The following is a 12,793-nucleotide window of genomic DNA, read 5'->3' on the forward strand; positions in this document are numbered from 1 at the left end:
TTCGCCAACAATAAAATATCATAAAAAGCGACAATAATCAAGAAAACACTTGACAGTTAGAGAATCGTAAGTTTCTTAACAATGTTACATGATATCATATTCACCTGATGAAATTAGTGTACACTGTCATATTTATAAATATAACTGTTTACTTTAAATTTAATAAAAATATAGTTACTATGCTTCATCAGCTCTGCACTTTCTTAGCAACAATATAAAAATCCTTTTTAGGATCATAACTCTCTGCTGGTAGCTCATAACAGTGAGGTGGATTATACGTTCCTCTGGCCATATCATATGGAGAAAATTTCTCAGTAATAATTTCAAATCCATATACCTTAAATTTTTCTGACCACCACTCATATGGATGTAAATTTACATGCCAGTTTACACCTGTCTTTTCATCTATATCATCCCAATTTGCAATTGATCCAACAAAAATTCCACCTATTTTTAAATGATTCCTTATATTTTTCAAAAGAATATCTAAGTCACTTTCTCTAATATGTTCCATCATCTCCCATGCAGAAATAACGTCAAATTCTTTCCTTATACCATCCTTTTTCAAAGTAAAAGGTTTAGTAACATCACATGTAAATAAATTTTTGGGTATAACCCTCCAATGTGATCTCTGTTGCTTGAAAGACTCATCACTGCCCTCCAGTCCTACTGCCTCATGTCCACGTAAAAGTGCATCAAGTACAATGCCTCCACTTGAACATCCTAAATCTGCAAACGCCAATTTATCCATATCTTTAAAATACATTTCACACGCATGAATGAATCTTGGATATCGTGTATCATCTCTAATAGTACCATGTGGGACAATATGGTCATTACTTTCATATGCTACAGGATATTCAGTCTCCAGCTTAATCGCTCCTGAAGTATTTTCTATATGTTTATCTAACAATACAAATATGTCTGAATAGCAGAAATCTATATGTTTATGTACCATGGTAAACCCATCAACCACTTTATCTGTTATATTGCTTTCTGCTTTCCATACCCTACTATCAAATGTTTGGCTTAGATTCTTTTCTGATTCATATGTCCTACTATCAAATGTTTGACTTAGATTCTTTTCCGCTTTCCAAATCCTACTATCAAACGCTTGATTAATAATTTGTTCAGCCTTATAAATCCTACTATCTAACGTTTGACTTAGATTTTTCTCAGCTTCATATATTCTGCCGTCAATCATAGATTCGATAACCGTACTTTGAGAACCTATAATATCCTTCAAATATACAATCTGTTCTTCCAACCTTTTGAACGAGCTTTCCATCTCATCTAATAAAGCAACATTATTACTTTCCTGAACCTGATATGTATATTGTTTTAGTCTGACTTCAGAGTCCCTCATATGATTCAAGATATCATTTTTGCTGTCATTTAAATGACCGTCCAAATCCCAAATCTGTCTTCTAATTCTATACTTCATTCCATGTTTAAACGGTGAATAAAATACTCTCAGAACTTTCTTAATACATTCTTTTAAAGAAAATGTATTTGTATTTTTGGTGTCATCAATCGGATATTCTTTAAATAATTCATCAATAGTTAGTACCTTTTCCAAATCATGACCGTACGAGTACTTTCCAAGCACCCATCTCCATCTTCTATTGATAGCCATCAATAAACTCGAGTCTTTATACTCCTTGTACTCTAAGTTATTCTTTGCCATCTCTCTTAAAACAGACTCTTCTACCTTTAGTGCCGGCTTTCTTTCAGCACTATCCACCTCTTCAAACCTATTTTCCCATCCGGTTAAAAATGGTACATGCATCTTAGGTACATCCACATGTAAATACTTTGATAAATTATTTGATGCAATTTCTGCAGACTCAGCTGATAGCGCATTAAACTTATTTTTTGTAATATTGTCAGCTCCAATTCTATACTCTCCAAGGACCTCTTTCAAATTGTGAAATTTAAATTTATGTATAGCCCTTGTCCATAACTCATAATCCTCCGCCTTTTTTGTATTATCATAGAATAGATTATTATTCAAAAATAAATCTTTCCTAATCATGATAGTTGAATGACAAACTTCACAACCGTAAATTAACGCCGCTTTAATATCTTCATGCTCTACTGCTACCTCATGTACGAAATCATTATCCACTCCAAAATGATGTTGTCTACTTCCACATAATCCATAATCACTGTGTTTTTCCAAAAAATCAGCTTGTAGCTCAAAGCGATCTTCTCTAGCTAAATCATCTGCATCTATTCTTGCAATATACTTTCCTCTTGCAATTCTTATACCTTCATTTAATGATTCTGCTAAACCTAACCTTGTCTCATTTCTGACCAGTCTTATTCGATCATCGTCAAATAAACTGATTACTTCTGCAGTTTCAGGACTACTACCCGCTTCATCCATAATAAGTACTTCAAAGTCGGAACAAGTTTGCTCAAATACCGACCATAGCGTCTCAGCTATATAATTCTCACTGTTAAATGTAGGCATTAGTACTGTTATCAACGGATTTTTTGATGCATACTTACTTTGTGTATAGAACTCTTCATGATAAAAAAGAGAATTCTTATATAGTATGTTTAATTTATTCCTTTCATAATCATTACTGCATGCCGGCAAAAGAAACTCATACTTTTTTTTCATCCTCTGATGACAATTTCTAAAGAATTCTCTTCCTTCATCTTTTGATTTTCTCATTATGGAAAAGAAAAAACGCTTCATCAATAAATCCAAATCTACTAATGTCCTTAGGATTTCTTTGTCTGATTTTCCAACATGAGATGCTGAAAAAGACATAATCTCTAATTCTTCCGTTTTCACTTCCAGACAACTTTCTTTAATTTTTCTAATCATCTTATCATCACTATTGTACATATCTCACTCCTAATGCATTCTAAGTAACAATCTTCTCGTACTTCTAATAATATTTAAAACATATGCCGATGGTGCTATGCCAATTTTTAAAAACATCTTTTTTACAACCCTCATATGTTTCATTGATAAATATATTTTCTTGTTTTTAGCAATATACTCTTTTGATTTATTTTTGTCTTCTATATCAACATCATAAATCATAACAAACGATAAAATATATTGTAAGCTTAATTTGTTTATCAAAATATCCTTATACAAGAAGTCTGCCTTTAATATTCTTTTTATGCTAATGTTTAGCATATCCATCAAGTCAACAACATGTTTTAATGTAACTTTATTGGCAAGCGATCCTTCTCTGCCAATCCTATAGTAATAATATGGTTTACCATAGAAAGCAAACCTACTTGCCGTCAAAATGACTCCGGTGGCAAACTCAATGTCTTCACTATAAACTCCTTCCAAAAAAAGCAATTTATTTTCAATAATAAAATTTCTCCGTAAAACATACTGCCACGCATTCCAGTAGTTTCTCCTCTTTTTCAAGAATATCTCAAGATATACGTTATCACATATAAGTTCTTCTCCCTCTATAGTATCAACCTGTGAGATATTATTTGAGTTTCCGACTATATAGTAATCTGATATAACTGCATCTACAGGCATCCTACTCTCCAAGCTTTTCATAAGATTGGAAAATGCTTTAGCATCTATATAGTCATCACTGTCAAAAAAAGCCACATAATCACCAATTGCATACCTTAATCCGACATTTCTTGCATTCGAAAGTCCGTCTCCGTCTTGATTAACTATCCTTACCCTGTCACAATACTCTTTTTGTATGTCATTTGCAATGTGCTCGCTTTTATCTCCTGAAGGCTTCACTACAAGTATTATTTCATAAGAAAAGCCATGACAATCAAGCATTGACTTAATGCAAGTTTTCAGATATTTCTCTACCTGATATACCGGCACAATAATACTTAACAGCATGGCTTTCTCCCTTCTAGAATAATTCTTTTATTTTCTTAAAAATCTTTTTTACCTTTGCTTTTATACCCTTATTCTCTTTCCAAAAATAATAAAAGCGATTTATATAAGGATTCGGATATTTTATTCTAAAGATAGATTCAATACCACCGTCAACATCAACCATTCTATTGAATGGCTCTCCTCCTCTTGCCCATGCCCATTTCGCACGAATAGACCTAAGCAATGCATAATCATCAAAAAAGTTTACTTCTCTATTTTTCTCATAAATCCTTATAAGAATATTTTTCAACGACCTATAGGCTTCTTTCTTCTTATTCTTATCTTTTATCTCGAAATAATCATTCTTCCAATTATCAAAGAGTACACTCTCATCGTCTGAAAGATCAAGACCTATAGTTCTTTTCAGCGTCTTTGCTACTATTCTTCCGCTTTCAAGATGAAGTTTTGACTTCTTTTCTAAAGTTATATTATCTTCACCTACACGATATTCTCCAAGTACTTCAGTAATATTTGCAATATCACCAAAATCGATCACTCTACTCCAAAGTTCAAAATCTTCCGCTAAGTATGTATTGTCATAATACAAGTCATTTTCTATGAAAATACTCTTTCTTAACATCAAAGTAGAATGACACAGATCACAGAAAAAAACAGCATTACACTTACACTGCGCCGGTTCAGTCGCCGGTTTATGTATCCAGTCTATGTCTACTCCGAAGTGATGCTGATATGAACCTACTACAACCACATTTGGATGGCAATCCAGAAAATCCACCTCTTTTTGAAATCTGTCTTTTCTCGATATATCATCTGCATCCATTCTGGCTATATACTCTCCGGTTGCCTCTCTCATGCCGAGATTCAGTGACTCTGCAAGCCCTAAGCGCTTAGTATTTTGAATAACTCTTATTCTTGCATCTTTCTTTTCATATTCCTTTACTATCTCGGTACATTTCTCACTTGAACCATACTCATTCAATATAAGCATATCCCAATCTGTAAAGCTTTGTGCTATGATACTGTCTATACTTTCCTTAATATACTTCTCACTGTTATATACCGGTAAAAGTACCGTAACCTTAGGCATGCTCACCTCTCATATATGCTTCATATTCATCACACATCTCCTGTGTGTCTCCATAGCCTCTCATATGACCCTTTTCAAGCCAAAGGACTTTTGTACACATCTCTCTGATTTGCTCTATTGCATGTGAAACTAAGATGGTAGTAACGCCGCTGTCAAAGAGTTCCTTCATCCTTTGTTCAGACTTTGCCTTAAAGGAGATATCACCTACAGACAATACCTCATCCAATATAAGTATATCCGGTTTTACAAATGATGCAAGTGAAAATGCTATCTTCGACTTCATACCTGAACTTAGCTTTCTGAATGCTACATCCTCAAAATCCTTTATCTCTGCAAAGTCTATTATCTCGTCATACTTATCCTCGATAAATTTCTTTGTATATCCAAGTAAAGCTCCTCGCAGATAAACATTTTCCTTTACAGTCATCTCATCATCGAATCCGGCTGTCAACTCCAGTAGCGGTGCTACTACACCGTTTACCTTAACGGTTCCTGCTGAAGCCGGCATAATATTTGATAAAACCTTCAATATAGTAGACTTACCCGAACCGTTAGAGCCTATAATTCCTAAAAGCTCTCCTTTCTCCACATGAAAGGTAATATCATCCAGTGCTTTAAACTCTTTTGTAATCACTTCTCCATGCATCTTCCTGATAAAGAACTCTTTTAATGAAAGTTCTTTTATATCTCCAAGAATATATGTTACAGAGACATGATCCACTTCTATCATATTCATAAGTGTACCTTCCTAAATATAATACAAGAACATATAATTATACTTTTTATACATCCACATACCTATACGAAGTATAAGTAATGCATAAAATACACAATATAAATGATATGTAAATGACGGTATCGTATTATGCAGTACTATCTCTCTAAGATAATTTATATATACAAAAACCGGATTTAAATAAATAAGCTTTGCCACTATACTTCCTTCAAATATCTTTACATCGTAAAATATGGCTGTAAAGTACATCAATGCAAGTGTAAATATATCATAAAGATACTGTACATCTTTAAAGAATACAAACATTGCCGACAATATCAAGCCTGTACCTACTATAAGTACAAACAAGCATACAATCGGAAATATAATAAATATAAACTTCCAGGTAATTGTAATCCTATATGCTATTACAAATATAAAAAATATCACCAATGTAAGCAGGAAGTTGATTGATGCCGCCATTATCTTTGATATTAGAAACAAATATTTCGGTGCATTTACCTTTGTTATAATACCTGCATTTGATGTGATAGACTGCATACCATTGTCTGTAGCCTCTCTGAAGTAGTTGAACATCAGCTGTCCGGCAAACATATATATAGTATAGTGATCCATAGTGTCTCCGAAGACTCTGTCAAACACAAAGCTCATGACAAGAAGCTGAAATAGCGGTGCAATCATACTCCAAAGTATACCAAGGACGGATCTTTTATATCTTTTATTGAAATCTCGCTTTACCAATTCACTGAACATAAACTGGTATTGTTTTATTTTATTTATAAATATATTCATCAATTGCCACCCACAATACCTATGAGTATATTAAGAAATGGATACTTTTTTAAAAGTCCACTCTTATCGCTAACATCAACCTCAAGATTCATCCAGCTGTCAGACTCGGAATCCACATACCCATCGAACTCTTGTTTATCCTTTTTAGCTTGTTCATTTTGTTCAGATGTAACTTCGGCTTTACCTTGCCATTTATTCTGTTTTAGAACAAGTACAACCTTGTCATTACAATCAAAATTTGCTTTAATACTGTCCTTCAAGTCATCAGGTTTATCATAATCTCTCCAAAGCAATCCGTCATCCTTTTCAATCCATCCCTTTGAAAAAATTTCTTTTGGTTTTTTACTCTTTCCGTTTATAATAACTTCCTTAAGAAATATTTCCCTACCATCAGCTTTTTCATTTTTCTCTCCGGTTGCAATTATAATAACATCATTCTTTAGTGTTATATTTATGAAAAAAGCTGTACTAAATACTACAGCTAAAACCAGCAGTATCAGCAACACCTTCTTTACTGTCTTAGAAACAGATTGTGGAATTGCCAATATGACAATTCCAACAATCAATAATACTGTAAAAAAAAGATTATCCATCTTCTATTTCCTATGCTTTTAAATGATCTTTTCCTGCCAATGTCTTATAAAAAATACTCATAATAAGATGATCGTAAATCATATGTATATCTTCTGTTACTTGCATACTCATTACATCAGCGCATAAAGAAACGTCTGACATTTCCTTCAGCTTACCTCCGTCATAGCCTGTAATTCCTATTATCTTGTTACCACAAGACTTGGCATACTCTACTGCATTCAAGACATTCTTAGAATTACCGCTTCCGGAGATTGCCATAACAATATCTCCTTCTTTTATAACTCCCTCCAGCTGGAATCTGAAAACTTCCTCAAATCCGATATCATTTGCAATCGCCATCATTGTAGCAACATTGTCATTAAGGCAAAGGAGCTTAAACTTCGGTTCTCCCTTCTTATAGAGATACTCACTTACACCTTTATTGAAATCATTTTGATAATGTGATGCGGTAGCGGAACTTCCACCGTTACCGAATACAAAGATGGTTCCTCCCGCCTTTCTGGTATCATCCATCAAATTCATAGCCTTATTAATATCTTCTACATTTAATTTTTTTAATGTCTCTATTTCAAGAGCAATATAGTCTTTAATACTGTTTGTATAATCCATTTTCACCTCTAATTCATCTTTAATACATTTTCTACAGTAAGTGCTACCGACTCATCCGACTCATGCTTTGCTTTCCATCCGGCCTCATGAATTTTAGAAAGGTCATACTGGAATTTAGGAACATCCCCCTTCCATCCACCTTTTCCTCCTGTATATTCATAAGGTATACCTGTAAGCCCCATCTTATCTACAACTATATCCGCAATTGTCTTTACACTACTTTGTGTGCTTACTCCAAGATTATAAAGTGTGATTCCTGTATCCTTCACATCCTTAAACTGCATTATTGCCTCTACCAGGTCAAGCACATAAATATAAGGTTTACACTGTGTTCCGTCTCCGAGTATTCTTAAATGACTTGGGTCATCCTTAAGCCTCTTTACAAAGTCAAATATAACACCATGTGTGAGTCTTGGTCCTATAACATTTGGGAATCTGAATATCAGCGCCTTTATATCATTCATATAACTGTAGGCTGATATAAGCGCTTCCGAGCCAAGCTTTGCCGCTCCGTAATATGATATAGGACGAAGATTCGGCTCATCCTCAGATACATTTTTTCCTTCTTTCTCTCCATAAACTGCAGATGTTGAAGCAAAGAAAAATCTCTTTACACCATACTTTCTCATAGCTTGAAGAAGTTCAAATGTTGTTGAGTATGTATTTTCATACTCTATTGAGGGGTCATTTGCACTTGCTTGAATATCTGAGTTTGCAGCCAAATGAAATACATACTCGAAGCCTTCTTTTTCGAATACAGCTTCCAGTTTTTCTCTGTCACAAAGATTTTGCTCATAGAATTTAAACTTCGGATTGTCCATCAAATGCTCAATATTCTTCTTTGTTCCTATAAAGAAGTTATCAATGCATACTACCTCATTACCCTCTGCAAGCAAACTGTCTATCAAGTGACTACCTATAAATCCTGCGCCACCTGCAACTAATACTTTCATAATCTCTCCTTTAATTCCAATATTTATCTCCGATATAGATTACACTGGTTCCGTCTCTTTCAAATGAAAAATCCAGCTCTTTAAGTCCAATGGCTTTCTTAAGCTGTTCTTGTTTTTCTTCTTCACAGTAGAACAGAAGAAATCCTCCACCACCGGCACCCAAAAGCTTTCCGCCTAGAGCACCATTTTTCATAGCAATCTCATAAGCTTCATCGATTGCAGGATTTGCAATGCCTGACGCCAACTCTTTCTTTAGCTGCCATCCCTCATCAAGGATTTTTCCAAATGATGAAATATCATTGCTTTCCAAAGCTGATTTCATATCCTTTGCAAGTCCACACATTTTGAGAAGATTTTTAGCCTTATCCTCTGAAGTTATGTTTTTTGTCTGCTCCGCCAATATAGTATTTGCAGAACGTGTTGTACCTGTGTAGAACATCAGCAGGTTTTTTTGAAGTTTTTTATATGTCTTTCCCTCCATCATTATCGGTTCATGTGATACAGAACCGTCCTGATTAAATTTTATAAAGTTTAGACCGCCAAGTGCTGCACCGTATTGATCTTGCTTTCCTATCGGATTTCCAAGTTTTTCAATCTCTACTTCACAAGCCAAAGCAGCGAGCTTGTTCTTTGAAACAAACTTTCCATTATAGCAATTAAGTGTATTCAAAAGCCCTACAGTAAAGGTACTTGATGACCCCAACCCGGTTCCTCCCGGAATATCTGCTGTAGATGTTATCTCCACTCCATGAACATTCATATCACCAAGAACCTGTCTAAAAATTTTATGTTTTATTTGAGAAATCTCATCCACAAGTTCATTTTCAGAATACTTAAGTAATGTTTGATTCTCATTAAAATATGGATGAATTGAAATATAGCAATATTTATTGATAGATGTACTAAGTACACATCCACCATATTTTTCATAAAAGTTAGCCATATCGCTTCCACCACCACAAAAACTTACTCGAAATGGGGTCTTTGTAATAATCATACTTCTCTCCTTATATCAATCTCTTTGATCAATGTATATAATCGTCTGACATTATAGCATAGTTTACTTTTATATAAAAGCATTTTTACCGAAATGCTTTACTAACCGGACTTTCTAAGTACCTTATACAATCCGCCTCTTATACTGTTCGGTGCTAAAGTAATTACTGCCGTAAACATCACGCCTATGATGAATTCAAGTATATTGGTATAATGCAACTTATTTTGAGTTTTTCTAAGCTTAACATATGTAAGGAAATACCCAATTCCTCCTCTTCTGTTTGAAAAATCTCCAAGTCTTGCATTTACCAATACTTTATCTATATTAGATATTTTATATCCTTTTGCAAGCATTCTGCTCCAAAGATAATAATCTTCCAGTCCCTTCATAGGCTGATATCCGCCGGAATCAATAACGTCCTTTTTCCTAAATAAAACTGTCATATGATTTAAAGGATTTCTATATTTTCCGTACTTATAAAGCTCTTTGTACTTTAGCGGCATTGTCTTTGTTCTTATTATTTTACCTTCCTCAATAAACTCATTTATATATCCGCCTACAACCGATATTTGAGGGTTCTTTTTTATATAATTCACCTGTTTTTCAAATCTGTCACTGACCGCTATATCATCGCTGTCCATTCTGGCAATATAGTCACAATAACATTTTTCCAGACCTGTTTGTAACGCTGTTCCAAGTCCCATGTTTTTTTCCAACTGTATGCATGTAAAATCTATATTGCTTTCATTAAACTTTCTTATCTCTTTAGATATTATAGTTTCAAGCTCTTCGGTCAGTAATCCGTCTTTTACCAATATTACTTCCTTTGGTTTTAACGTCTGATTATATATGCTTTCCAACGCTCTTTCCAGGAATTCGGTTTTTTCCTTTATATAAACAGACATTAACACTGAAAATTCCAATTTTACTCCCTCTCATAATCATTTAAGCTTCATTTTAAACTTGCCTAGTATTATACCCAAGTAGCCCACACTTTTACTACCCGGCTTTATTTTATTATTCTTATACTTGATTAAAATTTTTCTTAATTCTCATCATTCTCACCGAATATATCGCTATCCCGGTTCCTATAACACTAAGCAAGATATTCACACTCAAAAGTGCTCTCATTCCCATATAGTCAAGTATGGCTCCACCAAATAATGAACCGAGCACAGTACCGGCCGACATCATTCCTGACATAAACGACTGTCCGGTTGCATGGTCTTCTTCTCTTACTGCTGTTCCTGTAAAATATACTGAAGCCGCGGCCATTATTGCAAAGCTGCATATCTGTGAAAGTTGAGTAATATATATCATTCCGATATTAACTGACACAAAATAAAGTACCGCTCTTAATATATACCCTGCACATGCAATAATCATAAGATTTCCCACTTTTATCTTCTTCATAATAAAGGAAAATGTAAACAAAACCGGAATCTCCACAACCGCCTGAATAAACATTGCCGTTCCGAGATTACTGCTGTTACCACCTAGAGACTGTACAATTTGCAAAAGGTATGTTCCTATAATATTATGTGAGAAGAAAATAAAAAGCACCGCCAAAAGCATTATAGAAAAATATGGATATTTTTTTATAAAACCGATTACATTTGTTTGCTCATATTCCACACTCTCCGATGCAGATTTCTTTGTGGGGGGCATTGTACTTACAACACATAATAATAAAACCATTATTATAAGGCCGGAAGCAGGTATTATTTTTGTCCCGAATCTAAGTGCCATATTACCGATAAGCAGCGCCATAATTGCATACATAGCGGATCCTGTTCCTCTTGCAACTCCAAAATTGAGTTTTATCCCTTCTCTCTCATATGCAAACAGTGCTGTATTTATCATCGGCAAATATATACTTGCTATTATATACATCGAGCCGAACAAAACTGCAACCAGCCACCTCTCTTTTACAATAAACAGCATAATACATATAAGTACATATGGTAATCCTAATAATACAATCATTCTTTTCCATGTAAGAATTTTTATTCTGTCACATAAATTCCCCGCCATAGGTTGTAATATTACTGCCACCAAACAAAACACAGCTGTAATAACACCTATCATACTATTGCCAAAACCGTTGCCCTGTAAATAAAACGCAATAAACCCGGCACTTGGGCAAAACATCATCCAATATAGCCCTTGTAATAAAATATATTGGATATTTATCTTTTTATCTTTCATTTTATGATTCCGCTTCCTATTTCCATCTCCGGCATCTTTCCTTTTTCTATATCAAAACAACACTACTTTTATTTTATCTAACGTCATACTGCGAAAAGAGGAAGGAATAATCCCTTCCTCTCAAATCCATCCAACTGATACTATTATAACCACTAACTGTCCAACCTGCTCAGTAGCATATTATAAAACCTTTGCCCTATATGTCTTCCGGATTTCTTCAGTTGTTCAATACATTCCTTTACATCTTCAGATGTCAGCACATTTTCCTCATAAGCCACCATAATTATACCTATGGTACCCATCACTTTATGTCCCAGTTGTTTTGATATATCTCTCCCTTTCGCTTCATCCATTAATAGTACATCTGCATTTAACTCATCTGTTAAAATTATCGCTTCACTCTCACCAACATCAAGTCCTGTAGCTCTCCTAAGAATATCTACCGCTTCTGGGCTACATACTTTTCTAACTTCAATACAATTTTCATTTCTAATTATTTGTGCTTCTTCATGGAAACGTTTGTCTACTACCAATTCATTGAACACTGCTTCCGGCAGAAATATTTTTCCAAACAGCTTTTCCAATAACCATATCTTGTCTATCTTTAAAAGAGAAATCAACGGCGTTGTATCAGAAACCACAATCATAGTCGTGACCTTATACTTTTTAACTGCTTAAATGTATTTATATCTTCTTCCAAATCATCTTGTATAAAATCATAATATGAATATCCAAGTTTATCATAAATCGTAATCAATTCCGACTTACTGATACCTAAGATTTCTGCTGCTCGTCCATGTGATATTGTTTGGTTATATATATATGGATATAAAAGCAAAGCATTTCTTCTAAGCTCAGACTCAGGATCTATTGCGACAAGATACCTTGACATACCTATGGGCACATTAATAGTTACTGTCTCTGTAGTTACCATATTATCCCTCCATATGTTTTTTATTAAGTACAA

Annotated in this window: 13 protein-coding genes; all 13 read right to left on the reverse strand. The window is 34.2% G+C overall.

From position 1 onward, the window contains the following. Positions 1-187 precede the first annotated feature (187 nt). Positions 188-2,860 (reverse strand): glycosyltransferase, encoded by a 2,673-nt coding sequence (locus tag HMPREF1495_RS13470; RefSeq protein WP_051402825.1) that lies wholly within the window; start codon positions 2,858-2,860, stop codon positions 188-190. A gap of 9 nt (positions 2,861-2,869) precedes the next feature. Next, the gene (locus tag HMPREF1495_RS09985; RefSeq protein WP_034214368.1) at positions 2,870-3,850 is read right to left on the reverse strand and encodes a glycosyltransferase; all 981 of its coding nucleotides are present in this window, start codon (positions 3,848-3,850) and stop codon (positions 2,870-2,872) included. A gap of 13 nt (positions 3,851-3,863) precedes the next feature. Continuing rightward, on the reverse strand, positions 3,864-4,937 hold the full coding sequence (locus tag HMPREF1495_RS09990) for a glycosyltransferase family 2 protein (RefSeq protein ID WP_034214370.1): 1,074 nt from the start codon (positions 4,935-4,937) through the stop codon (positions 3,864-3,866). Continuing rightward, entirely contained in the window at positions 4,930-5,673 is a 744-nt protein-coding gene (locus tag HMPREF1495_RS09995) for an ABC transporter ATP-binding protein (protein ID WP_034214372.1), read from the reverse strand. Before HMPREF1495_RS09995 ends, HMPREF1495_RS09990 begins: the two co-directional genes overlap by 8 nt. Positions 5,674-5,685: 12 nt before the next feature. Beyond that, complete coding sequence (locus HMPREF1495_RS10000) at positions 5,686-6,465, reverse strand: ABC transporter permease (RefSeq protein WP_034214373.1); 780 nt, start codon at positions 6,463-6,465, stop codon at positions 5,686-5,688. After that, entirely contained in the window at positions 6,465-7,058 is a 594-nt protein-coding gene (locus HMPREF1495_RS10005; RefSeq protein WP_034214376.1) for a hypothetical protein, read from the reverse strand. Before HMPREF1495_RS10005 ends, HMPREF1495_RS10000 begins: the two co-directional genes overlap by 1 nt. 10 nt (positions 7,059-7,068) lie before the next feature. Then, positions 7,069-7,668, reverse strand: a complete 600-nt coding sequence (locus tag HMPREF1495_RS10010) for a D-sedoheptulose-7-phosphate isomerase (RefSeq protein ID WP_034214378.1) — start codon at positions 7,666-7,668, stop codon at positions 7,069-7,071. Between the two features lie 8 nt (positions 7,669-7,676). Then, positions 7,677-8,621 carry an NAD-dependent epimerase/dehydratase family protein gene (locus HMPREF1495_RS10015; protein ID WP_007593814.1) on the reverse strand — a complete coding sequence of 315 codons (945 nt, stop codon included), beginning with the start codon at positions 8,619-8,621 and terminating at the stop codon, positions 7,677-7,679. Between the two features lie 10 nt (positions 8,622-8,631). Next, the gene (locus HMPREF1495_RS10020; protein WP_034214382.1) at positions 8,632-9,618 is read right to left on the reverse strand and encodes a GHMP family kinase ATP-binding protein; all 987 of its coding nucleotides are present in this window, start codon (positions 9,616-9,618) and stop codon (positions 8,632-8,634) included. A gap of 101 nt (positions 9,619-9,719) precedes the next feature. Next, positions 9,720-10,523 carry a glycosyltransferase gene (locus HMPREF1495_RS10025; RefSeq protein WP_051007209.1) on the reverse strand — a complete coding sequence of 268 codons (804 nt, stop codon included), beginning with the start codon at positions 10,521-10,523 and terminating at the stop codon, positions 9,720-9,722. A 118-nt stretch (positions 10,524-10,641) separates the two neighbouring features. Next, positions 10,642-11,826: an MFS transporter gene (locus HMPREF1495_RS10030; protein WP_034214385.1), complete on the reverse strand. Its 1,185-nt coding sequence runs from the start codon at positions 11,824-11,826 to the stop codon at positions 10,642-10,644. Between the two features lie 152 nt (positions 11,827-11,978). Further along, entirely contained in the window at positions 11,979-12,473 is a 495-nt protein-coding gene (locus HMPREF1495_RS10035) for a DUF3368 domain-containing protein (RefSeq protein WP_007593826.1), read from the reverse strand. Next, entirely contained in the window at positions 12,470-12,760 is a 291-nt protein-coding gene (locus HMPREF1495_RS10040; RefSeq protein WP_007593828.1) for a hypothetical protein, read from the reverse strand. Before HMPREF1495_RS10040 ends, HMPREF1495_RS10035 begins: the two co-directional genes overlap by 4 nt. Between the last annotated feature and the right edge of the window lie 33 nt (positions 12,761-12,793).

The sequence above is a fragment of the Lachnoanaerobaculum sp. MSX33 genome, assembly GCF_000512995.1.
Lineage (GTDB): Bacteria > Bacillota > Clostridia > Lachnospirales > Lachnospiraceae > Lachnoanaerobaculum.